At 65.5% G+C, this 26,105-nt stretch carries 17 protein-coding genes; 9 read left to right on the top strand and 8 right to left on the bottom strand.

The features are described 5' to 3' along the window. Positions 1-34 precede the first annotated feature (34 nt). From bglB to V3596_RS14950, 5 genes are read right to left on the bottom strand one after another with little or no spacing between them, the layout of a single operon-like run. On the bottom strand, positions 35-1,204 hold the full coding sequence (gene bglB / locus V3596_RS14970; RefSeq protein ID WP_334278582.1) for a beta-galactosidase BglB: 1,170 nt from the start codon (positions 1,202-1,204) through the stop codon (positions 35-37). Continuing rightward, positions 1,201-4,164: a glycoside hydrolase family 2 protein gene (locus V3596_RS14965; RefSeq protein ID WP_334278581.1), complete on the bottom strand. Its 2,964-nt coding sequence runs from the start codon at positions 4,162-4,164 to the stop codon at positions 1,201-1,203. The genes bglB and V3596_RS14965 overlap by 4 nt, the downstream gene beginning before the upstream one ends. Beyond that, positions 4,161-6,578, bottom strand: coding sequence for a glycoside hydrolase family 2 TIM barrel-domain containing protein (locus tag V3596_RS14960; protein WP_334278580.1), 2,418 nt, complete (start codon positions 6,576-6,578; stop codon positions 4,161-4,163). Before V3596_RS14960 ends, V3596_RS14965 begins: the two co-directional genes overlap by 4 nt. Positions 6,579-6,588: 10 nt before the next feature. After that, positions 6,589-10,506, bottom strand: a complete 3,918-nt coding sequence (locus V3596_RS14955) for a beta-galactosidase (RefSeq protein WP_334278579.1) — start codon at positions 10,504-10,506, stop codon at positions 6,589-6,591. Further along, entirely contained in the window at positions 10,493-12,190 is a 1,698-nt protein-coding gene (locus tag V3596_RS14950; RefSeq protein ID WP_334278578.1) for a rhamnogalacturonan acetylesterase, read from the bottom strand. Before V3596_RS14950 ends, V3596_RS14955 begins: the two co-directional genes overlap by 14 nt. 225 nt (positions 12,191-12,415) lie before the next feature. On the opposite strand from V3596_RS14950, the gene V3596_RS14945 reads away from it, so the two are divergent. The 9 genes from V3596_RS14945 to V3596_RS14905 all read left to right on the top strand — a co-directional run bounded on the left by V3596_RS14945 (position 12,416) and on the right by V3596_RS14905 (position 21,235). Next, a complete protein-coding gene (locus V3596_RS14945; RefSeq protein WP_334278577.1) occupies positions 12,416-13,819 on the top strand; it encodes a TolB-like translocation protein in 1,404 nt (467 codons plus the stop codon). Between the two features lie 193 nt (positions 13,820-14,012). Continuing rightward, entirely contained in the window at positions 14,013-14,222 is a 210-nt protein-coding gene (locus tag V3596_RS14940; protein WP_334278576.1) for a hypothetical protein, read from the top strand. 103 nt (positions 14,223-14,325) lie between these two features. Then, positions 14,326-14,676: an RNA recognition motif domain-containing protein gene (locus V3596_RS14935; protein WP_334278575.1), complete on the top strand. Its 351-nt coding sequence runs from the start codon at positions 14,326-14,328 to the stop codon at positions 14,674-14,676. Between the two features lie 96 nt (positions 14,677-14,772). Next, positions 14,773-15,375 carry a YdeI/OmpD-associated family protein gene (locus V3596_RS14930; protein WP_334278573.1) on the top strand — a complete coding sequence of 201 codons (603 nt, stop codon included), beginning with the start codon at positions 14,773-14,775 and terminating at the stop codon, positions 15,373-15,375. A gap of 37 nt (positions 15,376-15,412) precedes the next feature. Next, positions 15,413-15,676, top strand: a complete 264-nt coding sequence (locus tag V3596_RS14925; protein WP_334278572.1) for a hypothetical protein — start codon at positions 15,413-15,415, stop codon at positions 15,674-15,676. Between the two features lie 122 nt (positions 15,677-15,798). After that, positions 15,799-17,835 (top strand): M13 family metallopeptidase, encoded by a 2,037-nt coding sequence (locus V3596_RS14920; protein ID WP_334278571.1) that lies wholly within the window; start codon positions 15,799-15,801, stop codon positions 17,833-17,835. 185 nt (positions 17,836-18,020) lie between these two features. Next, the gene (locus V3596_RS14915) at positions 18,021-18,689 is read left to right on the top strand and encodes a GAF domain-containing protein (RefSeq protein ID WP_334278570.1); all 669 of its coding nucleotides are present in this window, start codon (positions 18,021-18,023) and stop codon (positions 18,687-18,689) included. 120 nt (positions 18,690-18,809) lie between these two features. After that, entirely contained in the window at positions 18,810-20,060 is a 1,251-nt protein-coding gene (locus V3596_RS14910; protein ID WP_334278569.1) for a D-alanyl-D-alanine carboxypeptidase family protein, read from the top strand. A 140-nt stretch (positions 20,061-20,200) separates the two neighbouring features. Beyond that, complete coding sequence (locus V3596_RS14905; protein WP_334278568.1) at positions 20,201-21,235, top strand: hypothetical protein; 1,035 nt, start codon at positions 20,201-20,203, stop codon at positions 21,233-21,235. Between the two features lie 121 nt (positions 21,236-21,356). Here the strand turns inward: V3596_RS14905 and V3596_RS14900 are convergent, their stop codons facing one another. From V3596_RS14900 to V3596_RS14890, 3 genes are read right to left on the bottom strand one after another with little or no spacing between them, the layout of a single operon-like run. Continuing rightward, positions 21,357-24,380 carry a rhamnogalacturonan lyase family protein gene (locus V3596_RS14900; RefSeq protein WP_334278567.1) on the bottom strand — a complete coding sequence of 1,008 codons (3,024 nt, stop codon included), beginning with the start codon at positions 24,378-24,380 and terminating at the stop codon, positions 21,357-21,359. Between the two features lie 9 nt (positions 24,381-24,389). Then, positions 24,390-24,701, bottom strand: a complete 312-nt coding sequence (locus V3596_RS14895) for an L-rhamnose mutarotase (RefSeq protein WP_334278566.1) — start codon at positions 24,699-24,701, stop codon at positions 24,390-24,392. A gap of 17 nt (positions 24,702-24,718) precedes the next feature. Then, positions 24,719-26,104, bottom strand: a complete 1,386-nt coding sequence (locus V3596_RS14890) for a glycoside hydrolase family 28 protein (protein ID WP_334278565.1) — start codon at positions 26,102-26,104, stop codon at positions 24,719-24,721. Position 26,105: the final 1 nt, after the last annotated feature.

The raw sequence follows: 26,105 nt of genomic DNA, 5'->3' as shown, positions 1-26,105 counted from the left end.
CTTGCTTGTCTCTTCTCTTGTTCTATTACGGGGCTCAAATGAATCTGTACATGAACTCGCCCATCGTGAGCAAGGCCATCGCCTGTCCAAACGGCATCGAGGTGAGCGGGATGTCCTTGTATTCCTGGATGCTGTTGAACACCGGCGTGCCGAAGCTCACCTGCGTCAGTTCTCCCGCGTCGTTGATCTTGGCGCGCACCGCCTTGGCAGCACTCACGCCCAGCGCTTCGTACTCCTTTGGCAGATAGCCCTTGCGCACCGCCTTCAGGATGCCGTAGGCAAAGCCGGCCGAGGCGGCGGCCTCTTCATACGAGGTCTCGTCATCAAGAATCGTGCGCCACAGGCCCGAAGCGGTCTGGCACTTGGCGAGAGCCTTGACCTGCGCCTCCAGCGTCTCGATCAGGAACAGGCGCAAGGCATCGTCCTTGGGCAGGTCGAGCAGCTCGATGAACTCCGGGATCACGATGGTGACCCAGCTGTTCCCGCGCGCCCACAGGGCGTTGGCGAAGTTGTGGCGGCCCTCAAAAGTCCAGCCGTGGAACCACAAGCCCGTCTTGCGGTCCGCCAGGTACTTGATGTGGACCATGAACTGCCGCTTGGCCTCTTCCACATAGTGCGGGCGGTTCAGCAGGAGGCCGATCTTGGCCAGCGGCATCACCGACATCATCAGCGTGTCGTCCCACAGCTGCTGGTGGTTCACGCTGTTGTAGACGATGTGCTGGAAGCCGCCCTCTTCGGTGCGCGGCAGGCCGCTGTAGACCCACTCGCCCCAGGCGTCCAGGTACGGCAAATAAGTGCGGTTGCCGGTGCGCTCATACAAGTACGCCAGCGTCAGGAAAGGCGCCACCGTGTTGATGTTGCGCGAGGGCGTGCCCTCCTTGAAGCGGGCCTCGAACCACGAGGTCATGATGTCCCAGGCCTTTTGGTCGCCGGTCATCTCCCAGACCTTGTAGACACCATACAGGCCCACGCCCTGCGTCCATTCCCAGCCGTTCCAGCTCTTGGTGTCGAGCACGCGGCCGTCCGCGAGACGCAGGAGGAACTTGCCTTCGTCGTCGCGGATATTGATCAGGTTGTGGATCAGTCGGTCGATCGCGTCGCGGTAATCGGCCTGGCTCGCGCCCACCGCGGCCACATGGTGCGAAAGCAGCGGGTCGATCTTCGAGGAATCGACCGGGAAAAGAATCTGTTGTTGATTGCTCATGGCTTGTTGCCCTTGTCATCTCGCGCGGCCAATTCAGCAGCCGCGGCTTCATAAAACTCGATCTCGATCAGGCCCAGCTCGCCCTTGCCAACGAGCTGCTCGCCAGTGGTGGCGTTCTTCTGGTCGACCAGCTCGGTGATGCCGGCAAAGGCCTCGCGCGCCTCGCTGCCGCCCAGAACCTCGATCATCACCTTGCGGCCCAGAATCGGCTGCAGGGTAAGCGTGACATAGCCGAGGCTGCGCGGCGTGGCACCACGGAACACTTCCCTGCCGTCAACGGTGATGCGAACGGGATAGCTGCGGGCACGGAATCCCGCCGTCTTCATCGTCACTTCGGTGAGTCGGGCCGGCCGCGCCAGTTCGAAGCTGATCGGCTGCTTGCCCGACCAGGCGGTCGTCTCGTCGTCATCGATGGCGCGGCGGGGGTCGAGGCCGTCGGTGGCCGTGACACCTGCCACCGGCACGGCGATGCGTGTCGGCTTGAACGCAGGCGTGGCCGGTGTCGGGCCGCGATCCAGACGTCCCGGCAAATCAGCGCCGGCCATGCTGCCGGGCTGCACCGCCACGGAATCAAAGGCAATCTGCGCCGACTTCAAACCCGCCGACTTGGCGGTGAGCGTGATGCGGCCGGCTTCGGTGCTCGTGCGCACCAGCACGCGGTTCACGCCGCCTTCGACCGGCAGCGTGCGGGCGCCAATGAAGTTGTCAGGCCCCTGGGCGATGCCGCCGCGCCATTCGGCCGGACCCGTCAGCTCGAACTCCACGCTGTTCAATGCAATGGGATGGCGCCGACCCTTGGCATCGACCACCTCGACTTCGAGCAGCGCCATGTCCGCGCCATCGGCGCGCAGCGCGACCGGCGAGGCAATGCGGGTGAGCTTCAAGGCCACCGGCTGGCCGACCGTCTCGTGCTGGGCCTCGGTGATCTTTCGACCTTGCGCGTCATAGCCCACGGCCTTCAAGCGTCCGGCCTGCCAGGCCACGTCGCGGAAGCTGAACAGGAATCCATTCGTGGGCTGCGCCTTGCCCAGCGACTTGCCGTTCAGGAACAGCTCGACCGTGGCCGCACTGGAGACCACGGTGACGTTCTTGCGCACGCCGGCCGCGTAGCTCCAATGGCCAATGATGTGAGCGCGCGGCCGTTCCACATCCACCCAGCCGTCCCACATCACCTGGTGCGCGTAGAAGCCGTCTTTCGCGATGCGCATCGCATCGACCTCGCCGCTGCGGCGGTAGTTCTCGGCGCCGCGGTGATGGGTGTTGCTGTCGGAGAAGATGATGTTCAGGCCGCCCCCGTTCATGCGCGTGCCGGTGCCCGGACGCTCGCGCCAGAAGTCGTACCAGCGCACCACGTTCTCGATCGCATGCGAATCCTGGTTGCGGTTGTAGACGCTGGCGTCCTGCCCGTTGTAGAGCGGGCCTTCGCCGTCCTTGTGGAAGGGCGGCGAGAACTCGTCCCAGTATTTGCGCAGGCCTTCGTCCCGCGAATACTCGGTCTGCCAGAAAGGCTGGCGGGCACTCTTGTTCACATAAAGCATCTCGCCGCCGTACTCGGCCTCGCGGCTCCCGAGCATGTCGCGGCTGCCGGCGGCGCGGCCGCCGTGCGGGTCGAAGCGGTCGCGCAGCGCCTTCATCTCCGCCATGTGCGCTTCGCTGATGCCGTTGTTGCCAGACTCGTAGACCAGGACGCTCGGGTTGTTTCGGAAATGGATGATGGCATCGCGCATCACCTCGGTGCGCGCCACCCAGGAGCGGCCCTGCGCATCGCGCTCGGAGTCGCCGGCCGGCAGCATCTGCATCAGGCCCACGCGGTCGCAGGATTCAACGTCCTGCTTCCAGGGCGTGATGTGCATCCAGCGCACCAGGTTCGCGCCGCTCTCCACCATCAGGCCATTGCTGTAGTCGCTGAGCCATGGGGGCACGGACATGCCCACGGCCGGCCATTCGTTCGAGCTGCGCTGCGCATAGCCCTTCATCTGCAAGGCCCGGTCGTTGAGCTTGACCATGCCATGGGCGAACTCGGTCTTGCGAAAGCCCGTGCGGGTGGCCACGGCATCGAAGACCCGACCTTCAGCTTCCAAGGACGTGGTCACCGTGTAGAGATAGCCGTAGCCCCAGCTCCAGAAATTGAGGCCGCTGACTCGCGCTGAAGCCTTGGCCGTGAGGCTCTCCCGTGGTGCCACCGTGTAACGGCCGCCATCGAAGCTGGCGACCGTCTTGCCGGCTGCGTCCTGCACGCTGACCTTGTAGACGAACGTGCGTGCCGCGGCGTCCTCATTGCGAATCTCCGACTCGGCATGGAGGGTCGCGCTGCGCCCGGCAATGTCGAAGTCCTTGGCGTAAACGTAGACGCCGGTGCTTCCCAGGTGCGCATACAGCGGCAGCGTCTGGTAGACCTTGTCGGCAATGTGCAGGCGCAGGTTCTTCGAGAGTCCGCCGTAGTTGGCGTTGAAGTTGCGGTCCGACCATTGGAAGCGAGCACCGGAGAGCTGCTCGCGATAGGCCCAGTCGTTGTCGGTGCGCACCGCCATCACGTTCACAGCCGGCGCCGGGCGCACGGCGTCGCTGATGTCAAAGCCGAAGGCCGTGATGCCGTTCTCATGCAGGCCCAGGCGCTTGCCGTTGAGCCAGACCTCACCGGCCTGGCGCACGCCTTCGAACTCGATGAAGACTTTGCGGCCCACGATGGTCTTGGGCAGTGTGAAGCTCTTGCGATACCAGGCGATGCCGGTCGACAAGTCCTTGATGTCCTTCTTGAAAGCTTCGTCTTCGTTCCACGCATGCGGCAAGGTGACGGGCTTCCAGGCCGAGTCATCGAACTTCGCCTCCTGCGCGCCCGCCGCCTCACCAACATGCAGGCGCCAGCCAGCGTTGAAGTCCAGCTGCTCGCGCGGGAGCGGCTGGGCGCTTGCCAGGCTGGCAACGCAAATCAGGGCCGCAGCGAAGCAGCGTTGGATCATGGCGTTCCGCCCAGGTTGATTTGCGCCGATGCGAGGCCGGGTGCGCTGGCTTGCAGGGTTCGAGCACCCGCGCCCGCCTTGTTCCGCAGAACCGCCAGACCCCGGCCCTGATACGTGGCGTGCACCGCATCGCGCGGGTCATCCACATCCGCCAGGTTGCCATTGCCGATGCCGAGAATCTCCAGCGGGCCTTGCAAGCTGAACGTGATTCGCAGATCGGCGTCCGGCACACGCACACCCTGGGCATCGACGATGCGGTACTCCACATGGGCGACGCCATCGCCCGCTACTTCGCTGGACAGCGCGATGCGCGCCGCAGGCCCTGCCGTCTTAAGGACGAACTCCGCGACTGGCTTTCCGCCACGCAGGCCCACGGCCTTCAACTCGCCGGCTTGATAGGGCAAGGTCCAGGTGAACACGCCCTCCACCGCTGCGCTGCGCGGCTGGCTGCCGATCACTTGGCCGTTGAGCAGCAACTGGATCTCGTCGCAGTTGCTGTAGGCCGAGACGGTGACGGTCGCGCCTGCCGGCCAGTTCCAATGCTCCTCCACCTTGGCGCGGCGCTGCTGGTCCAGGAGCGGCGTGCCCTGCCCCGATTGCGAGGCGTTCAACTGCGCGCTCTGCAAGGCCGCGGCGATATAGACCATCGGCTTGTCGCTCCACAGGCTTTCGCGAAACGCACCGCGCGGCTTCCTGAAGCTCGCCAGGTCCAGCAGGCCGAAGTCCGCGGCACGCAGCGGCCAGCGGCCCGCCTCGCCGAGATAGTCGATGCCGGTCCAGAGGAACTGGCCGGAGATGTAGTCGGTGTCGCGCACCACGGCCCAGGCGCTGTAGTCGTGCCGGTTCTCGCTGCCATAGATCACACGGCGCGGCTTGGCTGCGTGGTCGGCGGCGTAGCGAAGCTCCTGGTAGTTGTAGCCGGCAATGTCGAGGATGTCGCCGAAACCCACGGCGTCCGACATCTCCACATGGGCCATTGCCGCAGTCACCGGGCGGCTGCTGTCCATGCGCTTCACCGCAGCGACCAGCGGCTTGCCCAAACGCACCAGCTCGCTGGCCGGCGGGTTCTCGGGCCTGTACTTCTTGCCCAGCACCGGATGCGAGAACGGGTCGTTCGCGTAGTCGACCTCGTTGCCGATGCTCCACATGATGATGCTCGGATGGTTGCGGTCGCGCTTGACCATGTCTTCGATATCGCGCACGCCCCAGGCCTCGAAGGACTCGCCGTAGCCATGCCGGCCCGGCTCGCCCACATTCCAGCCGGCGATCCATTTGCGCTTGGTCGGCGCGAACTCGTCGAAGGCCTCGGCCTGCACCAGGAGGCCCAGCTTGTCGGTCAGCGCCAGCAGCTCGGGCGCCGGCGGGTTGTGGCTGGTGCGGATGGCGTTGACGCCCATGTCGCGCAGCTTGATCAGGCGGCGTTCCAGCACCGACTCCGGCACGGCCGCGCCCAGGCTGCCGGCATCGTGATGCAGGCAGACACCCTTGATCTTCAGCGGCTGGTCGTTGAGGAAGAAGCCACGGTCCGGGTCGAAGCGGGCCGTGCGGATGCCAAAGGGCGTGCCCGCCTCATCGAGAACCCGATCCCCCTGCCGCAGCTGCTGGCGCAAGGTGTAGAGCGCGGGCGACTCCAGCGACCAGCGCTGCGGCCGGGCGACGCTCAAGGCCTGCGCAAAGGAGCGGCCCTCACCGGCCGTGAGCCGCAAGCTGCTCTCCAGCCGAGCGACCACGCGGCCCTGCGGGTCCAGCAGCTCGCTCAAGAGGCTCAGGCTTTGCGCCTTGGCCGTCGCGTTGACGACTTCGGTGTCGACCTGAGCCTTTGCATTCGCGGCGCTCACCACCGGCGTGCGCACGAAGCTTCCCCACTGCGCGATGTGAATCGGGGCTGTGATGACCAGCCGCGCCAGCCGGTAGATGCCGGAGCCGCTGTAGAAGCGCGAGTCGGTCTGGCGTGAATGATCCACGCGCACCGCAATCACATTCGGCGCGTCGAAGCGCAGATAGGGCGTGAGGTTCAGCGCGAAGCTGCTGTAGCCGAAGGGTCGGCCGCCCACGTACTGGCCGTTGATCCAGACCTGCGAGTGCTCGTAGATGCCGTCGAACTCCACGCTGACCAGGCGGCCACGCTGCGAAGCATCGAGCTGGAACTGCTTGCGATACCAGCCCACGCCGCCGGCCGCATAGCCGTTGCCGCTGCCGTAGTTCGCGCTGAAGGGCTCTTCCTGGCTCCAGTCGTGCGGCAACTGAACGGGGCGCCAGCTCCTGTCGTCGAATGTGGGCGACATGGCCGCGCCCGCATCGCTCTTGCTGAACAGCCAGCCTTCATTCAGGGGGCGGACCTCCCGCGAGGCCGCCGTTGCCAGCCCGCTGAGCAGGGCCAGGGCTGCGATGCCGACTCGCCAGAATGCCTTCATCGTCGTCACCTCAGCGCTGCAGGTAGCGCGACTGCGGCACGGCTTCGAGCGGCACGCCGCCGCGCACCGTGTGCAGGTTCACCAGCTTCACCGGCTCCAGCGCATTGGCAGCCTGGCCGTCAGTCGTCACGGCCAGCGCAATCGTGTTCTCGCCATTCGGGTTCAGGATGCCCGGCGGAATCACGAACACCCGCTGCGGCCCGATGTGGGCGATGAACTGGCCCATGTTCCAGCCGTTGACGAAGATCAGCGCGCGGTTCTCGACGTCCGAGCGCGGCTTGCTGGTGTCGCCAAAGGCCAGGCCCAGCTGGATGTCGTGGCCCTTGGGCAGGTCCAGCTTGAAGGCGGTGCGCAGCCAATAGCTGCCCGGCGCGGGCGGCGCCGCGCTGGGCGACGCGCTCTCCCAACCGGTCTTGAAGTCGCGGTCACGCGCAGCCGGCAGATGCCAGCCCATGCGCTCGCCATACAGGCCGCCGCTGTTCATCGGGCCGCGCACCAGGTCGGCGATGTCCTCACCACCCTTGTTGCCCTGGATCTTCCAGGCGATGGTTGTGGCGAAGCGCTGGCCGCTGCGCGTGCTCAGCGAGGCCGAAATGAGGCCGCGCGCTTCCTTGTGCACGTCGTCGGCAAACAGGTCCCAGTTGTGCGAGTTGTTGCGCACCAGGACCGACAAGACATGCTCGCCCGGGGTCAGGTCTTGCAGCGTCTTGCGAAAGGTGTCGGTCGTCTCGGGGAACGGGCGGCCGGTGTCGTGGTCTTGCTGGCCGATGAACTGCCCATCGAGCCACACCTGGATCAGGCCCGCACCGCCGCCGCCGAAAAAGAGCTCCAGACGGTTGGCCTTGGGGTCGGTCACCTTGAAGCGGCCGCGGTACCAGACGTCACCGTGGTGGAAGCCGTACTCGCTCATCGACAGCACCGGCTGGCCCTTGTCGGGTGCGGTGTAGACATTGGCGGCTGAGCCGGTGGCATCGGTCTTGCGCCAGCTGCTGTCGTCGAAATCAGGCTTGGACTCCAGCGAATCCCAGCGGCGGGTCCAGGCCTGCTGCATCAGGTCGGGCAGCGTGAACTTGTCCGGGCCCTTGAGCGCCACCGTGGACTGCAGGCTGTCGCGTTGCGGCTTGCTTGTGAGCTGCTCGCCATTGAAGCTCAACAACTTGATGCCCGGCTGAACCCAGACGCGCAGCGCGCTGTCCGCTTCCGTATCACCCGTCAGCGCCAACGCGCCGGCCTTCACTTCCGCGGTGCGCAGCAGGGCCGCGCTCTGCGCCAGCACGGCACCCTGGTTGCTCTGCAGCTTCCAGAACTGCCAGCCCGTCTTTTCATCGGCGATCAGGAGCACGAGCGGCGCGCGGCCTCCGCCGCTGATCTTCAGTTCGATCAGGCCCTGGTGCTGATAGTTCAGGCGCAGGTCGCCCGACTTGGCATCAAAGGCCACGGCCGCCTGGCCGCTCAGCAACTCGACCTTGGGCTTTGAGGCGAAGCGCAGAACCGTCTCGCCATCTTCACCCACGCGGCCGTAGAGCAGGGCCACATCGCGCTCGCCCTGCTGCAGATGCGTCTGGATCTCCGAGGTGGAATAGACCAGGTGCTGGCGCTCCATCTTGTACGCTGCCAGCAGCATCTTGGCGTCCTGCCCCGAGAGCTGCAGCGTGCCGGCTTGCGGCACACGGTAGCTGCCGTCAAGCGTCTGCAGCGGGAACGTGAAGCGCTCCGTGCCCGTGTTGCTCGACGGGTTCTGCACCGCGAACAGCACATGCGTGCCGAGCGCCTTGTTGAGGTTGTGATAGAGCTTGATCTTGTCGGTGGACGGCGCAATCACCTCGCCCTTGTCCATCTGCGCCAGCACCGGCGCGGCGGCCTGCACGAAGCTGCCCATCTGCTTCAGGACATAGGCCTTGTCGCGCAGCACACGTGCTTCGCTGATCGGCGAGCCGTAGTCATACGAGGTGTAGACGATGGGCCCTGGCTGCCAGCCCCAGCTGGTGCCGCCGAAGGCCATGTAGATGGAATGGATGGTCAGCGAATTGATCAGGCTGGTGCCGTAGAACACGCGCTGATAGCCCGGCCCCTGGCGCCTGGCCGTGCATTCATACGTGCCGTTCGACCCCCAGTAGTCGAACCAGCCCGCGCCGATCTCGGCCACGAAGCCCGGCGTGTTGGGCGACGCGAGCGAGCCGACCTTGGGCACATTGGTGCCGTAGATGCCCCAGTCCGGCGCGCGCGCCGGTGCGCCCGGTTGCGCGTCCACGCCGCACACGCCGCCCGGGTAGCCGTCAAACGCATAGAGGTCGGTCGGCCCATGGTTGACGAACGGCGCCGTGGAGCTCCTGGGCACCCAGTCCGGCAGGCGCGAGGCCGCGTTGTGGAACAGCGGCACGGTGATGCCGTCGGCCCGCGCCTTGTCGGCCAGATGCTGCATGTGGCGGATGTTCTTGGGCTGCACCGAGAACAGCTCGTTCTCCAGCTGGTAGGCGATGACCGTGCCGCCACCATCGGTGATCTGGTGGCGCGCCAGGATGGCGTTGATCTGCGTCATCCATTCGTCAGTCGCTTCTTGATACTCGGCCGCATCGGTGCGCGCCTCGGCCCGCTGGCGGAACAGCCAGCCAGGGAAGCCGCCACCGGTCAGCTCGGCATTCACATACGGGCCCATGCGGGCGATGACGAAGAGGCCCTCCTCCTCCGCCATCTGGATCGCCCGCTCGATATTGCGGACATTGCTGAAGTCGTAATGCCCGGGCTTGGCCGAGTGGTAGCCCCAGGAGAAGTAGAAGGACACGGCGTTCAATCCCGAGGCCTTCATCTTCTGCAGCACATCGCGCCAGAGGCTGGGCGATGGCAGTCGGAAAGGATGGAACTCGCCCGCAAAGATCATCTCACGCCGGCCGTCGATGATCAGCGAGTACCTGTCCCAGGCAATGCTCCTGGCCTTGCCCTTGGGCGCGATGGCCTTGGCAAGCGCGGCCGTCTCTTCGGCAATCACGGTGAAGTGCCGCACCGTGCCGGAAACGCCGCCCAGCTCCTTCTTCTTCGACCAGCTCTGAAAGCCGTCGAAGCTGTCGGAGTACCAGTAGCGCTTGGTCATGTAGTCGTCGAAATAGATGCGCCAGCCCTTGCGGCCATCTGCCCCGGTGATGGGCGCCAGCGCCTGGCCTTCCGACGGGCCGCCCCAGCCCGCCCAATCGCCCTGCTTCACGAAGGTCCACGGGCCGGCAAGCGTTTCAGCAGTCGCCAGCTCGATCAGCTTGGTGGTCTCGTTCTTGGTGAAGGCGTGGTGCTTGCCGTCCTTCAGCACGACAAAGGTGTCGATGTAGTTGCCGGAAAGGCCCTGCATCGGCACCGGCGCCGAGAACTTCGCGAAGCTCGCATCCAGCGGCGTCATGTAGTACGCGGCGAACGGGCCTTCGGTGCCCTGGGTGGAAAGCGACATCACCAGCTGCCAGCGGCCGTCCTTGTCGCGGAACCATTCGGGCGCCCAGACGTTCTTCAGGCCATCGAGCGGCACGGTGACGTCGGCCACATGCGTCCAGCTCTTGAGGTCCGCGGACTTGGCGATGCCGAAGGTCTGGCCCGACCAGTTGGTGGTGTAGGCGATGTAGTACAGGCCATCGGCCGCCCGCATGATCGACGGGTCGCGCAGCAGCTCCTTGGCAGGCGTATAGGCCTCGGAGGCCAGCGTCGTGAAGTTGATGCCGTCGTTCGAGCTGAACAGGCTCAGCGTGTTCTGCGAAGTGGCCATGAAGGCCGACATCAGATAAGTGTGCTCGCCCTTCTTGACCGGCGCGACGGTGGTCTTGGTCGGCGTGGGTGCCGCATTGAGCAATTGCGCGGGCAGGTCTTGCGCCTGCGTGGCCACGCTCGCGAGGCCCAGCGCAAGGCTCAGCGAAAAGCCGGCACACAGCCGGCAAAAATCAGCGCTGCGCATCGGCGGCTCCAGAGAGATAGGCGGCGAACGGATTGCCAGGCAGCAGGCGCAGGCCATCGACAACGCGCGCTGCATTGAAGACGGCGCCGGCCTCATTGGTGTGGGTGCGCGCATCCGAGAAGAAGGCGTTGACCTTCTCTTCGCCGATGCCCTTGTAGCCGGCCGCTACCAGCAGGGTCAGGTCGATGAACTGCGCGCCGCCGGCCTTGGCCACCTGCTCGCCCCATTGCGCGAAGTTCTCGAAGTCGCGGCCCTGCTGCCACTTGTCCTTGTGCGGAATCGGCGAGAGCACGACCACCGTCGCGCCCTTGGCGCGCGCGTCGGCGATGTAGCGGGCCATGTACCAGCCGAAGGTGTGCACCTGCTCGCTGGTGCCATCGGGCTTGGGGTCGTCCACCACTTCATCGCCGATGCCGGGGCCCGAGGCCCGGCGCTTGGAGGCCGGGTCGCCAATGCGGCCACCATCGTTGTGGCCGAACTGGATCAGGACGAAGTCGCCTGCCTTCAGCTGCGCCATCACTGAAGCCCAGCGCCCTTCAGTCAGGAAGGTGCGGCTGCTGCGGCCGCCGATGGCGTGGTTGACGATGTTGATCTTCGCCGTGTCGAAGAAGGGCGCGATGCGCTCGCCCCAGCCGTAGGCGCCGTTCTGGCCGCCACTCCTGACCGTGGAGTCGCCCACGATGAAGAGGCTGGGCAGCTGCGCGTTCATGGGCGCTTCCTTGCTCACGCGGACAGCGTCCACCACCGGGCGATCGTCCTCCTTCGGTTTGGCAACGGGCAAGACCAGCTTCACCTTGTCCGCCGCCAGGATGTACTCGGCCGGCACGGCCTTCTGCTGCTGCAAAGAGGCCACGACGATCTGCGCGTTCAACAGCGCCCCGGCCCAGTTCGTGTGCACCGATTCGTCCGGCGTCACGCGCGGGAACAGGCTCATCACCGCCTCGCGGCCCATTGCGTCGTAGCGCTGCGCCACCAGCTCGTTCAGGTCGATGAAGGGCACGCCCTCCTGCTTCGCCACCTCGGCGGCCCAGCCGGCGTAGCCGTTGCCACTGGAGCGGCCGATCTTGCCGGCCTCGTCCCAGCGCTTGCGCGGCACCGGCGAAACGATCACGGGCTTGACGCCCATCGCCTTCGCTTGCGCGATGTAGAAGCGCAGGTACCAGCCATAGCTGTGCACCGTTTCGGCCTGGCCCGTCAGCTGATTGACGATGTCCTGGCTTTCTTCGCCAATGCCCTTGATGGTGCCGCGAGCGCGGCTGTTGTCGTTGATGGCGCTCGAGTCGTTGTGGCCGAACTGGATCAGCAAGGTGTCGCCGCGCTTCAGGTGCGCGACCGTGCGCTGCCAGTGCGTGCCACTGATGTAGGTGCGGCTGCTCAAGCCGCCGATGGCCCGGTTGACCAGGTTGACCTTGCTGGCGTCGAAATAGGCGGCGATGGGCGTGCCCCAACCCCACTGCCCTTCCACGCCCAGGTTCTGGCCATCGTCGCGGCCATTGCGAACGGTGGAGTCGCCGATCAGCATGACCGTGGGCAGGGCCGGATTGGCCGGCTCGGGCAGCACGATCTTCAAGGCGCCGAGCGGGTCGGTGTTCACCGCAGCGGGCAGCGGCGCCTGCGCTTGAACGGCAGTCCAGCAAGCAAGAAGACCAGCAAAGATCCAGCGAGTCCGACGGGAAAGAGTCATGGCTGCTTTGTCTCGAAATATGGGCGCTGTGGGCGCACTGTCGCCACGCGCTTGGAAAGCCCATGACCTGTTTGGCGGCAATGCTAGGGCGATTCGCCCGAAACCATGCGTCAGCGCACCAATAACGCATCATCGTGAGCGATTCGGAATCGACCGCTCAAGACACTGCTCATTGCGAGGGTGCGTGGCTACCATCGCGCCACCTTCCATGCACCGCATTGAGTCATGAACAAGCTGAAAGCCCTGCCGAATTTGATGAGGGCCAGCGCCCTGCTCTGCGTTTCGATGGCCCTCACGCAGCCGGCCCTCGCGGAAATCGGCAAGCGCTTCCCGTCGGAGCGCCAGGTGGTGACGGACCCGATCACCGGCACGCCGCTGACCTTCCTGACCACGCAGCCGCACGGCGACGCCAAGATCTATCAGACGCATCCGCAATGGACGTCTGATGGCCAGTGGCTGATCTTCCGCTCCGCGATGGTGGCCGGCGAAGCAATGGCCGTGAACGAGCAGACCGGCGACATCGTGCAGGTCACCGAAGGCGGCTACGACGGCATGCTCAACCCGGCGCAGAAAAGCATGCGGCTCTTCTTCCTGCGCGAAGCCGAGCCACGCGCCAAGGGCACGCCACCGGCTGTTGAAGTGAAGAAGCAAGTGGTGGCGGTGGACCTCGCCCGCCTGTTCGCCGACAGCAAGGCCGGCACGCTCAAGAAGGCCGAGCACTACCAGCGCATCGTCGGCGAAGTGCCGGCCGAGCTGGGCGCCGTGGGCGACACGGCGCTCGACGCCGATGAAGACTGGTTCTATTTCCGGGTCGGCTCCAAGGCAGCTGCGGCCAAGCATCTGCCGCCCGGCACCAAGATCGAACCGCCCTTCGGCCCGCGCAACATGGGCGCTGGCCCGACCGGCATCGCCAAGATGAATGTGTTGACCGGTGCGATCCAGCATGTGGTTTCGGTGCCTTTCCAGATTGGCCACATCCAGGCCAATCTGTGGAACCCCGGCGAGCTGGTGTTCAGCTGGGAGACCGGCGGCAAGTCGCCGCAACGCACCTGGACCGTGAAGGGCGACGGCACGGGCCTGCGCCCGCTCTACCCCGAGTCTGAGCACGAATGGGTCACGCACGAGGCCATCATCGGCAAGGACGAAGTGGCCCTGGCCATCATGGGCCACCGGCCGATTCCCGGTGTCGAGCACAAGGGCCCGGCGGGCACCGGCGTGGAAGGCCCGAACCCGGGGCAGGACGCGGCGTGGGGGCCGTCCGGCACGCGCGAGAAGCCGACGGGCCTGGCCATCGTCAACCTGCGCAGCCGCGAAATGCAGATCGTCGGGCAGACGCCCTCAGGCAGCGGACTCTGGCATGTGCACGGCTCGGCCGACGGCCGTTGGGCGGTGGGCGACGACTTCGCGCGCGGCCTCTACCTGATCGACCGCAAGACCAGCGAAATGATGCTGCTCAGCGCCGGCCACAAGGACACCGCGCGCGACCACATCCACCCCACCTTCAGCCCCGATGGCACCAGGATCCAGATCCAGTCGGCCATGCTGTCGCCCGACGGACGCGGCATGAACATCGTGGTGGTGCCGGTGCCGCAGGCGTGGTTGAAGCGGGCCGTGGCGGGCAAGCCGTGAGCTGATGGCCGGGCGGTATAATCCGCCTGACCCCTGCACCGCCACGGCAGGTGACACGCATGGTCGGCTGCCATTGGCTACCGACCTCCTCCTTGGCCTGCTGAGCAGCGGCCATCCGAGCCAACACACGCTCCCGCCGGGCAATTCAAGCCCGCGCCTCTGACTGAACAAGATTTCCAACACCGCAATTTCCATGGGCAAGTTCGTCGTCTCGCCCGCGACACATCAGACCGACTGCGGCCGCTTTCGCGCCTCATTCTCGGTTCATCGCGCCAAGGGCAACGGCAGCTACTGCCGCGTGTTCCGATTCGACAAGACCTTCGCGTCGCGCGACGCTGCGCGGCTCTTCGCGGTCACCCAGGGCTGGCTGCAGGCTTGCATGCCGAACCCGCCTCCGTGCTGAACATCTGCTTCTGCCAGATCTTGCACTCACTTCCCCCCGCTGCGGCCGCCGTGTCGCCCCAGTGCGCGCTGACGGTGCGCCGATACTTCAGAAAGGATCTTCAATGACCAGCAAACTTTATGTGGGCAACCTGCCCTACTCCGTGACCGATGCCAGCCTGAGAAGCAATTTCTCGGCGTACGGAAATGTTTCCTCCGCCCGGGTCATGATGGACCGGGACACCGGCATTTCCAAAGGCTTCGGTTTTGTGGAAGTGGCTTCCGCGGAAGTCGCCGAAAAGGCCATCGCCGCGCTGAACGGCATGTCGGTCGATGGACGCTCGATCGTCGTCAACCTGGCCCGTCCTCGCGAAGCCGGCAACAGCTCGACGGGCTACAGCCCGGAAGGCTACCGCGCAGCCAAGCGCTCGGACGTCGGCTACGGCAACGGTGGCTTTGGCGGCGGCCGCTACTGAAGCCCGCAGGCTCCAGCAAAAAACCGACTCTCCCGAGTCGGTTTTTTTTGCTGCGGCCCTCAGTAAACTCTGCGCGCACGAGCAAGCACCCGTCCCATGGCATCCCCAGCGACAGTCCCCGAGAACCTCCGCGAGTTCGCCGATGAGCAGAGCTTCCACGACTGGCTCGCCCAGCATCACGACACGGCAGACGAGGTCTGGATCAAGATCCACAAGGTGAGCTCGGGCCTGGCTTCCATCACGCCGAAGCAGGCCGTCGACGTGGTGCTTTGCTGGGGCTGGATCGATGGCTTGCGCAAGGGCTTGGACGATACGAGCTACCTGCAGCGCTACACGAAACGGCGCAGCAAGAGTGTGTGGAGCAAGATCAACGTCGCCAACGTGGCGCGCCTGATCCAGGCAGGCCGGATGACCGAGCACGGCCTGGCGCAAGTGCAGGCAGCCCAGGCTGACGGCCGCTGGGAGCGCGCCTATGGCAGCGGCCAGGACATGAAGATCCCTGACGACCTGCAGGCAGCCATCGACGCCGAGCCCAAGGCCCGCGCCATGCTGGCTAGCCTCAGCGCGCAGAACCGCTTTGCGCTCGCCTTTCGCGTCCACCACATGAAGACGGCAGCCGGCCGCCAGAAAAAGATCGCGGCCTTTGTCGACATGCTCAAGCGCGGCGAGACGATCTACCCGCAGGGAAAGAAACAATGACTCGTCGCCCTCAAGGCATTGCCAGGATCAGCCCCCCATGAGCATCGTTGTCTTCTGGCTCGAAGCCGATACCAGCCCCGCCTCCCAGGCATTCGAGGGCAGCCAGTTGGTCGAGGCGCTCGCCTGCGCTGAACTCAGGCGACGCGAAGGCCGGCACCACGTCATCATCTCGACCGAGTTGGCGGAGAGCGTTGGCCGGCCCGGCGTAGCCACGGTCGCAGACCGCAAGCTGCCCGATGGCTCCGACTACGAATGGTCCAAGGCCCATCGCGGCAAGAGCCCGCCGCGCACGCGCCGCTGACAGCCGGCCGGCCGCCGGGATTTGCTTTTGTTTGCAGTCCTGAATGACTTTCGGCATGGGTGGCGACTCGGCCGCGGGGCTATGGTGCGCGCTTCGCATTTACGTCCTCCCTGGAGTTTTGAGTGACCCCACGCGCCCTGACCCTGGCAGCAGCCCTGTGCTGCGCCCAATTTGCCCAAGCCGCCGCCATCCCCGAATTCGTGCCCGATGTGGACAAGAGCCTGTCCGCCTGCACCGACTTCAATGCCTGGTCCAACAACAACTGGATCAAGGCCAACCCCATCCCTGCGGACAAGAGCCGTTGGGGCGGCTTTGATGCCCTGGCCCAGAAGAGCCAGGACGCGCAGCGCAGCATCGTCGAGGCCGCGGCCAAGAATGCCGACAGCGCCAAGGCAGGCTCCATCGAGCAGAAGATCGGCTGGATCTACCGGGCCGCCATGGACGAGGCCGCCATCGAGCGCGCCGGCTTCGACCCGATCAAGAAGGACCTCGCGGCCATCGAGTCGCTGAAGACCAGCGCCGATGTGGTTGCCTGGCTGCAGCATGCCCATGCCCGCGCCGAGGGTCGCACCTTCGGCTTCGGCGTCAGCGCCGACTACAAGAACGCCAAGCGCCAGATCGCATTCGCCAGCCAGGGCGGCCTCGGCCTGCCCGGCCCCGAGTACTACAGCAAGGACGAGTACGCCAAGCTGCGCGAGGCCTATCTGGCCCACATCGCCAAGCACTTCGAGCTGACCGGCACGCCCGCCGAAGAGGCCAAGGCCCGGGCCGCACTGGTGATGCAGCTCGAGACGAAGCTGGCCGCCGCTTCCCTGCTGCGCGTGGAGCTGCGCAAGCCTGCGAACCAGTACAACTTCGTCAGCGTCGAACAGGCCAACAAGATCACCCCGCACTGGGATTGGGCCAGCTACTTCAAGGTCATGAAGGTCGATGCCGGCGTGGCCAGCGCGGGCGGCTTCTCGCTCTCGCATCCCAAGTTCTTCGCTGCACTTGATGCCCTGCTGGCCGAGGCCCCGGTGGCGCAATGGCAGGCCTATTTCGCCTTCCACGCCATCGACGGCGCGGCGCCTTCACTGTCCAAGGCCTTCCAGGACGAGAACTTCGCCTTCTACGGCAAGGCTGTCAACGGCACGCCCGAGCAGGAAGCCCGCTGGAAGCGCGCCCTGGGCGCGGTCAACGGCAGCATGGGCCAGGCCCTGGGCCAGCTCTATGTGAAGGAGTACTTCCCGCCCGAGGCCAAGGCCCGTGCGCAGGAGCTGGTCGACAACGTGCGCAATGCCCTGAAGGAACGCATCGAGAACCTCGACTGGATGAGCCCGGAAACCAAGGCCAAGGCCATCGCCAAGTGGGCCACCTTCCTGCCCAAGATCGGCTACCCCGACAACTGGCGTGACTGGAGCGGCCTGAGCATCACCGCCGACAGCCACTATGCCAATGTGCGCGCGGCCCGCGTCTTCAACCAGCGCTTCAATCTCGCCAAGATCGGCAAGGAAACGAACCGCTATGAATGGGGCATGACGCCGCAGACGGTCAATGCCTCCTACAGCCCGTCCACCAACACCATCAACTTCCCCGCAGCCATCCTGCAGCCGCCCTTCTACTACGCCAAGGGTGACGACGCCATCAACTACGGCGGCATCGGTGCCGTCATCGGCCACGAGGCCGGCCATGGCTTCGACGACCAGGGCAGCCAGTTCGACGGCGAGGGCAACAACACCAACTGGTGGACCGCCGAAGACCGCAAGCGCTTCGACGAACGTGCCAACAAGCTGGTGGCCCAGGCCGACGAATACGCGCCGCTGGCCAACTACCCGGACAAGAAGGTCAATGGCCGCATGACGCTGGGCGAGAACATCGGCGACCTCGGCGGCCTCAACATGGCGTACGACGCCATGGTCAAGGCCACCGCCGGCAAGCCCGATGCCATGCTCGACGGCATGAGCCGCGACCAGCGCTTCTTCATGAACTGGGCCAAGGTGTGGGCCGGCAGCATCCGCGACCAGGCCCAGCTGACGCGCCTGAACACCGACGTGCATTCGCCCGCCAGCTTCCGCGCCAACGGTGCGCCGTCCAACATGCCGGCCTTCGCCAAGGCCTATGGCTGCAAGGCGGGTGACCCGATGGTGCGCCCGGACGAGAAGCGGGTGGTGATCTGGTAAGCGCTGCTGCGGCGCGCAAGCGCTGAATGCGTTGAATGGCAGAAGGGCCGGCGTTGCAGGCCCTTCTTGTTGGGCGCTGCAGGCTCGCACCGGTCTGGCCAACGTCAAGAGGGTTCGCCAGACGCTTGCAGTGCGCCTAGTCAGAGTAGATTCCAGGAAGTCCCACTTGTCGCTGGAGTTCAATCTTGACGGGCACCCACTGGCTGATGCTGTGCATCGCGCTACTTGCCGCCGGCCTGGTCTATGCGCTGGCCCTGCTGAAGGCCGAGCGGCGCCACTTCAACGCGGAATCCAGCCGAATCAACCGGCTCAACCGCTTTCTCGCGGCCCACGCGCGGGCAAGCCGGCTATTCCGGAGCTACCGGAGAGAAGAGGAACTTTGGCAAGCGGCCTGCCGCATGAGCGTGGAGACCGGGTATGCCGTGCTGGCTTGTGTCTACGCTGTCGACGGCGCCTGGGTGCGGCGCCTGGGAAGCGCCGGACCGGCGACACGCATCCTCGAAAACGTACCGAATCCATTTGCCCTGGATGCGCCCGAGATGCGCGGTACATACACGGTGCGAGCCCTGCTGGACGGAACCCAGCTGGTCAGCAACGACTACGTCCTCGACCCTCGAGCAGGCCGCTGGCGCGAGGAGGCGGTGGATCACAGCATACGCTCCATCGCATGGCTGCCAATCCGCCGAGACTCGCAAGTCCACGCGGTGCTGATGCTCTGTGCGGGGGAACCGAACTTCTTTGACAGCGAGATGCTCGCCGTGCTCGGCGACCTGACAGAGGAGATGGCATTTGCCCTTGACTGCATCTTGCTCCAGCGCCAGGTCGGCACCGGGACGAGCAGCCCGGGCCAGTAGCCCCCGCCATCGACAGCGCTACTCATTGGCACAATGCCTGCTCCGGCTTCGTGGCCTCCCCTGCCAGTTGCCGACTCTTTTCATGCTCCCGGCTGTTTCGTTTCCAAAAAGCACCTCTCGATGAATTCGCGCGCCCACTCTGTCTTCCAGCTTCCCATCGTGCTTGCGAGCGCCCTCCTGGTCGCCGTGCCGAGCACAGCGCTCAGCGCCCCGCACACCAAGCAGCGTGCCACCGCACACAAGCAAAAGGCCAAGGCCCCCGCTGAACCCGCGATGACCACCGACGCCAACGGGCAGTCGGTGCCGGTCCTCGCCAACAAGGCTTGGGTGCTGATGGACTTCAACACCGGGCAGATCCTGGCCTCGTCCAACCCCGACGAGCCGCTGCCGCCGGCCTCGCTGACCAAGATGATGACCAGCTACCTGGTCGAACAGGCGCTCAAGAACGGCAAGGTCAAGCCCACCGATCCGGTCACCATGAGCCTCAACGCCTGGTGCCGCGGCGGCAAGGACGGCGACAGCTGCATGTTCGTGCCGCTCAATGCGCAGGCCTCCCTGATGGACATGCTGCGCGGCGTGGTCATCGCCAGCGGCAACGATGCCTCCAAGGCCCTGGCCGAGCACATCGGCGGCTCCGAGGCCGGCTTCGTGGCGATGATGAACGCTGAGGCGAAGAAGCTGGGCATGAGCAAGACCCAGTTCGCCAATTCGGCCGGCCTGCCCGATCCCAACAACAAGGCCTCGGCCCGCGACCTGGCCGTGCTGGCGGCAGCCATCATCCGCAACAGCGGCGAGTACTACCCGATCTACGCCGAGCGCGAGTTCAGCTACAACGGCATCAAGCAGGGCAACCGCAATGCGCTGCTGTACACCGACTCCACGGTGGACGGGCTCAAGACCGGGCACACCGAAGAAGCGGGCTACTGCCTGACCGCCTCGGCCAATCGCAACGGCATGCGCCTGATCTCGGTCATCATGAACGCCGACAGCAAGCAGGCCCGCGCCGACCAGACGCGCGTGCTGTTCAACTGGGGCTACGCCAACTTCGAGGCCGCCACGCCTGCACAGCCGGGCGCAACGCTGACCAGCGCCAAGGTCACCTACGGCGTGGCGCCCACGGTCAATGCCGGCCTTGCACAGCCCTGGTCGCTGGTCGTGCCCAAGGGCCAGGCCGCCGCCGTCAAGACGGCAGTCACGCTGAATCCAGCACTTGAAGCACCCATCGCCAAGGGCGCCGTGATCGGCAAGATCGTGGCCACGGCCAACGGCAAGCAACTCGGCGAGGCCAACTTGGTGGCGCTGGCTGACGTGGAGCGGGCGGGGTTCTTTGAACGGCTGCGTCAGCGGGTGGCGGGGTGGTTCTCGAAGTAAAGGAGCTGGGGGTTTTGGCGTCGACAGGCTTACTGCAGCCGTTTATAGAGTCGCCACGACCTACTGCTATCAGCCCAAGGCGGTCAGCTGAAATCCGTGTACGACGCCTGCTAGCATCACCAGCCACGTGTCTCACATAGATGCCCCATCAATTGAGCGTTCCGACTCGCATCAACAACCCGAGCAAAGAGGAACTGGCTGACGCGGGCGCTCGTTTGGAAGGCGGCGAAGGGCTTGTCGTCCAGTTCGATAGAGCAATCTATACCAGCAACGATCTGAAGACGATAGACGAACTCAGCGCCCGGTATGGAAGCCAGCTAGAGGTTCGGTTTTACGGACACTACAACTCGGACTTTGACGCCAAAGCACTCCTGGAAGTGCCCAGTGTTGCGAACCTAAGCATTGACTGCCTGCAAAGTGTTCTCAATGTCGAGACACTCGCTACGCTGACGCATCTAGAGCGGCTCTCTATTGGCGTTCACAATCTTGCTGCCCCGACCCTCCTGAAGAACCCGAACCTGCAAACGGTTCGTTCGCTCTCGCTGGGGCCGACCAAGTCGAACAATTTGGATCTTTCATACCTCTCTGGCTACGGCCAGCTCGAATCGTTGTACTTGTCAGGGCACACGAGAGGGATCGACGCAATTTCAGACCTGGCGATGCTCAAGTCGCTGGCACTTTGGTGTATTCCCAAGCGCACCCAGTTCGACTTCATTGGCGGCGTCACCAACCTCTCTAGGCTGACTATCGGACTAGGCGGCAGGGACTCCATTTCGGAAGTTGCCGCACCGAAGTTGCAAGAGCTAGAGATCGTTCGTGTTCGGGGCCTTTCTAAGTTGGAAGGCCTTGACCGGTTCCCCGAGTTGACGGCACTGACCGTGGAGGACCAGATCCAGCTAAAGCACCTCGACATAACGCCAGCCAACTCTCGGTTGAAGCATCTAAAGCTCTTCAATTGCAAGACGCTGCAATCCGTCTCCGGCCTGGAGCATCTAATCGAACTGAACGAGATCCGACTTGGATTGACAGCAGTTGATCCCGCTCACTTCTTGAGTACGTCCTTTTCATCCAACCTAAAAATTTGCGCCTTTTACACGGGCAAAAGTCGTGAGGATCGTCGAATACGGGAAGCACTCGACGCGCGAGGCTACTTGGAGTTTAGGAACGGGACCTGACGCCCCGAAGAGCGTGCGGCTACTCGGCGGCACCAACCGCGGCTTGGTGGGGCGCAGGTTAACAGGCAGCTCCCGCGCATAGTCGCCATTGCCCAACCAGCCACCCACCCTCTCCCGCCCCTCACCTGTTCCCCTCATCCCCCAACGGCCGCTCATGCGTAAACCTCGGGCTCGCCGGCAGCACGAAGCCAGCCACCGCATCCGGCCTCCCCGCCTCATACCCCGCGAAGTCCTCGCGCAACAGCGCCGCCACCGGCAGCTTCGCGTCCCGCAGCCCCTGCGCAATCGCCTTCGCCAGCTGGTAGGCCCCGTAGTTGCTGTGATGCGTGTTGTCGATCTTGCCCGGCTCGGGCTGCGCGAACGCGGCGCGTGAACCTTCAACGCCCAGCGCTTCGTAGACCCGCTTGCTGATCGCATTCAGGTCGATGAAGGGCGCGTCCAGTTCCTTGGCAACCTGGCGCGCCGCTTCGGCGTACTCGATCAGCGAGGGGCGTACCTTGGCCTGCTCGTCGAAGTTGCGGCGCTCCATCGAGGAGACGACCACGGGCGTGCCGCCGAAGGCGCGCACGGCCTCGATGTGCTGCTTCAACTCCGCGCGGTAAGTCTCGGCATTACCGCTGCCGTCTTTCTGCTGTTTCTGGTCGTTGTGGCCGAACTGGAAGAGCACGGTGTCGCCGGGCTTGAGCACGGAGAGGATCTTGTCGAGGCGGCGGCGGGCCAGGGAGTCGCGAAAGGTCTCGCCCGATTCGCCATGGTTGGCCACCGCCACGCCGGGCTTGAAGAAGCGGGGCAACATCTGGCCCCAGCTGGCATAGGGCTCCTGCGACTGGTCGGCCACGGTGGAGTCGCCGAGCAGGAAGAGCGTGGGCGTTGCACTCACCGGCACGACCTCGATGCGGCGCACGGCCGGGTTCGTGCCGGTGAACTCCAGCGTCAGGCGTTGGTCCCAGCCCCAGGCTTCTTCCACCGTTTCGCGCGGGGCCTTCAGCTTGACGCTGCCGGCTTCGAGGCCAGGGCGCGCGGCGATCTTCGGCGTGCGGATGTTGACGGTGAAGCGCTGCTCCAGGCTGCCGCCGGCCGGCACCATGACCCGCTCGAGCATCAGGCGGCGCAGTTCGGCGCGCACCGTGGTGTCTGAGGGCGCGGCATCGTCGCCCAGCAACAAGCGCACCTCGTAGTTGCCTTCGGGCAGATCGAAGCCCACGTAGAAAGGCTTGCCGGTGTTGGCCGCCGCGCCGCGCTCGAAGCCTGGTGCGGGCGTGCCCTTGCCCAGCTCCACCCGCCTGGCGGCCGTGCTGGCCGAGGGCGTGTACATCGCCTCCTGCACCGGCGCGGCCATGCCCGCACCGAGGTGGAAGCTGGGATGCGGCGGCTGGTTGTAGCCGGCGTTCTGCGCTGCCACCTGCACGCGGTACTGCGGGTTGTGCATCAGCGTCGTGAGGCGCTGCATGGTCGGGTGCGGCGTGCTGAAGACCAGCAGTGCCGTGTCGTCGGCATTGCGCCAGACCACTTCCTCGCGCCAGTCGCCGAGCAGGTCGGCCGAGAGCACGGGCGTGCCCTTGGTGCCGTTGTTCGACCTGGCCCCGAACTTCGCGCCATCCAGCAGCTTGCTGAACGAAAAGGAGGCCGGGTCCCACTTGTCGATGCCGACATGGTCCAGCGATTCGCGCAGGAGGTCGCCGTCCCACCAGATCGCGAAGTTGTACTTGCGCGGCGCCTTCTCGCTGATCAGCTGGCCGCTGGCGCTCATCAGGCCGCCGATCGAGCCCCAGCATTCTTCGCCGGGATGGGCCGGGTCGATGTCCATGCAGACACCGCGGCCCACATCGGTGTTCCTGCCCGACATGCTCCACAGGATCTTGCCGGTGGCGGCGTCGTGCATCGCGAGGCCATGCTCGCCGTAGCACTTAGGCGCCTCGTGGACCATGAAGATCTGCAAGCCCGGCCGCGCCGGGTCGAGCTTGCCCACATGCAAGGCGTCGCCGTGGCAGAGATTGGTGCTGTAGAGCAGCGTGCCATTGCTGGCGATGGTGGCGGCGCCATAGACGATGTCGTCCTTGCCATCGCCGTCCACGTCGGCCACCGAGAACCAGTGAGCGCCCTGCCCTCGGGCTTCGCCTCCGGCCTTGTCGCTGTCGAACACCCAGCGCTGCGTCAGCTTGCCGTCGCGCCAGTCCCAGGCCGCGAGCACGGCGCGGGTGTAGTAGCCGCGCGAGAACACGGCGCTGGGCCGCTGGCCGTCGAGATAGGCCACGCCGGCCAGGAAGCGGTCCACGCGGTTGCCATAGGCATCGCCCCAGGTCGTCGCCATCGAGTCGCCGCGGCCGGGCACATAGTCCACGGTGGCCATCGCCGCACCCGTCATGCCATTGAACACGGTCAGGAACTCGGGGCCGGCCAGCACATAGCCGCCTTCATTGCGGTAGTCGGCACTGGCATCGCCGATCACGGTGCCGCGGCCGTCGATGCTGCCGTCGGCCGTCTTCATCATCAGCTCGGCCTTGCCGTCGCCGTCGAAGTCGTAGGCCAGGAAGTGCGTGTAGTGGGCACCGGCGCGGATGTTGCGGCCGAGGTCGATGCGCCAGAGCTGCGTGCCATCGAGCTTGTAGGCGTCCACATAGGTGGGGCCGGTGTAGCCCTTCTGCGAGTTGTCCTTGGCATTGCTCGGCTGCCATTTGACGATCAGCTCGTAGCTGCCGTCGCCATCCAGGTCGGCGGCCGAGCCGTCGTTCAGCTGGTAGCTGTAGGCCACGCCATCGGGTGTCACGCCGTCGGCCGGCTTCCTAACCGGAATGGACTGGTAGGCCGCGGCCCAGGGGCTGGCGCTCGCGGCATCGGCGCCCTGCTCCTTGCCGGCGCTGACCAGGCGGAGCGTGTAGCGGCTGTCGGGCCTGCCCTCCGCATCGAGAAAGTTGCTCGCTTCCAGCGGCTGCTTGTTCAGCCTGGTCTTGCCGCGGTAGAGGTTGAACTTCAGGTCGGCCGCATCCGTGCCCAGCAGGCGCCAGCTGACGAGCATGCCGGCATCAGAGGGAATGGCGACCAGGCCGCGGTCCAGCATTTCCATCTGCCGCGCCGGCAGCGATTGGGCAGCAGCGGCTGCGCCACACGAGAGCGCAATCAGCAAGGTGGGGAGGAGAAGGCGCATCAGCAACTCTCAGTCGAAATGGAACATCGGCTCCAGCGGCCAGTCGATCGGGCGGTTGTCGGGATGGCATTCCATCAGCGGCGCCATGTAGTCCCACCAGCGGCGCATCACGGCCTGCTTGGGCAGGTCGTCGAACGGATAGCCGGGCTTGCGCTTCAAGACCGCGAACAGCGACAGCGTTTCCTCGTCCAGGAAGATCGAGTAGTCGTAAATGCCCGCCCCGCGCAGCGCCTCCGCCAGGTCGGGCCAGAGCTCATCGTGGCGGCGGCGGTACTCCTCCACCATGCCGGGCTTCAACTTCATCTTGAAAGCGTGGTTCATCTCGTTCACCTCAGATTTCAGGAAACATCCTGGACCGCGAAGCTTTGCAGCGACGGGTCGGGCTTGTTCAGCGATGCCTGCAAGTGCCAGGTCTTGCTGGGCAGGCCTTGCACGTCTTGGTCGTTGGGCAGGGCGACGGGTTCACCGGCCAGCAGCACGATCTTCGCGTCGCTGAACAGCCAGTCCTTGGCGCCGTAGATGTAGCCGCCGCGCTGCGCTTCGATGTCGATACAGTCAAAGCGGAAGCCGGCGAGCGGCGCCTGCGCCACGCCCTCCACCTCGAAGGCGAGCTGTGCGCCGCGCGCCTGCAGGCCGGAGACCCGCACATCAGCGATGCGCGTGCGGCCGTCCTCGGCGCTCACCGGCTTGGCAATCACGCGCCAATGGGCGGGCACGTCCGCCATGCCAGCCGGAATCTCCGCGCGGCTGTAGCCGGGGTTCCAGTTCATCGTGGCGCGCAGCACCACGGGCACGTCGATCAGCTTGATGTCGCGCAGCGTCAAGCGTTCCGCAAAGCCACCCCGTGTCGGCGCCGACTTGAAGAGGATGCCCACCGGCACCGGCGCATGCACCTCGATGCCGCGGACCTCGATGTCGCGAAAGCCACCCGAGCATTCGCTGCCGAAGGTGATGCCTGCCGCGCCTTCGCGCACGATGCAGTCGCGGATGACGATGTGCTCGCAGCACTCGGCCACGCGCAGGCCATCGGCATCGCGGCCCGCCTTCAGCACCAGCGCATCGTCGTTGACGGCGATATCGGCGTTCTGCACCAGCACGTGGCGCGAGGAATCGATGTCGATGCCGTCGGTCGACGGGCCGCGCTGGCCTTCGTCGCCGTTGTTGCGGATGACGACGCCGTCCACCGTCACCTGCTCCGAGTAGCAGATGTGCAAGCCCCAGAAGCCGGCGCGGCGCAGGAGCAGGCCGCCGCCCACCTGCACGTCGAATGATTCGTAGATCTGCAAGAGCCGCGGCCGCTGCGCGTCGTAGTCGGAGGCCCAGCGCAGGCCGAGCGGCTCGTAGCGGCGGCGGAGAAGCCAGTAGCTGTCCCAGAAGACCTGGCCATCGCCGTCGATGCAACCTTCGCCCGTGATGGAGACGCTCTGCTGCGCGCAGACATTGACCAGCGCCGCCGGCCAGACCATCTCGATGCCGGCGATGCGCGTGGGCATGAGCGGGTAGTCGGCCAGCGCTTGCGAGCCAAGCAAGGTGACGCCGCGGTCCAGCTGCAGCGTCACGCCGCTCTTCAGGAAGATGGCGCCGGTGAGATAGACACCCGGCGCGAAGACGACGCGGCCACCAGCAAGAGCCGCCGCGTCGATGGCCGCCTGGATGGCGGCCGTGTTCAGCATGCAGCCATCGCCAACGGCGCCGAAGTCCTGCGCCTGCAGAGCTTCAGCCACC

The sequence above is a fragment of the Roseateles microcysteis genome, from assembly GCF_036880965.1.
GTDB lineage: Bacteria > Pseudomonadota > Gammaproteobacteria > Burkholderiales > Burkholderiaceae_C > JAUASW01.
Note: the sequence above shows the minus strand (reverse complement) of the source record. Positions and strands in the feature narration are given on the sequence as shown.

Bases quoted from the DNA above. Each gene is read 5' to 3' on its own strand.
- V3596_RS14930 (WP_334278573.1), top strand. From the start codon at position 14,773: ATGGCATCCCCAGCGACAGTCCCCGAGAACCTCCGCGAGTTCGCCGAT.
- V3596_RS14905 (WP_334278568.1), top strand. From the start codon at position 20,201: ATGCCCCATCAATTGAGCGTTCCGACTCGCATCAACAACCCGAGCAAA.
- V3596_RS14945 (WP_334278577.1), top strand. From the start codon at position 12,416: ATGAACAAGCTGAAAGCCCTGCCGAATTTGATGAGGGCCAGCGCCCTG.
- V3596_RS14935 (WP_334278575.1), top strand. From the start codon at position 14,326: ATGACCAGCAAACTTTATGTGGGCAACCTGCCCTACTCCGTGACCGAT.
- V3596_RS14965 (WP_334278581.1), bottom strand. From the start codon at position 4,164: ATGATCCAACGCTGCTTCGCTGCGGCCCTGATTTGCGTTGCCAGCCTG.
- V3596_RS14910 (WP_334278569.1), top strand. From the start codon at position 18,810: ATGAATTCGCGCGCCCACTCTGTCTTCCAGCTTCCCATCGTGCTTGCG.
- bglB (WP_334278582.1), bottom strand. From the start codon at position 1,204: ATGAGCAATCAACAACAGATTCTTTTCCCGGTCGATTCCTCGAAGATC.
- V3596_RS14950 (WP_334278578.1), bottom strand. From the start codon at position 12,190: ATGACTCTTTCCCGTCGGACTCGCTGGATCTTTGCTGGTCTTCTTGCT.
- V3596_RS14925 (WP_334278572.1), top strand. From the start codon at position 15,413: ATGAGCATCGTTGTCTTCTGGCTCGAAGCCGATACCAGCCCCGCCTCC.
- V3596_RS14900 (WP_334278567.1), bottom strand. From the start codon at position 24,380: ATGCGCCTTCTCCTCCCCACCTTGCTGATTGCGCTCTCGTGTGGCGCA.
- V3596_RS14895 (WP_334278566.1), bottom strand. From the start codon at position 24,701: ATGAACCACGCTTTCAAGATGAAGTTGAAGCCCGGCATGGTGGAGGAG.
- V3596_RS14960 (WP_334278580.1), bottom strand. From the start codon at position 6,578: ATGAAGGCATTCTGGCGAGTCGGCATCGCAGCCCTGGCCCTGCTCAGC.
- V3596_RS14940 (WP_334278576.1), top strand. From the start codon at position 14,013: ATGGGCAAGTTCGTCGTCTCGCCCGCGACACATCAGACCGACTGCGGC.
- V3596_RS14955 (WP_334278579.1), bottom strand. From the start codon at position 10,506: ATGCGCAGCGCTGATTTTTGCCGGCTGTGTGCCGGCTTTTCGCTGAGC.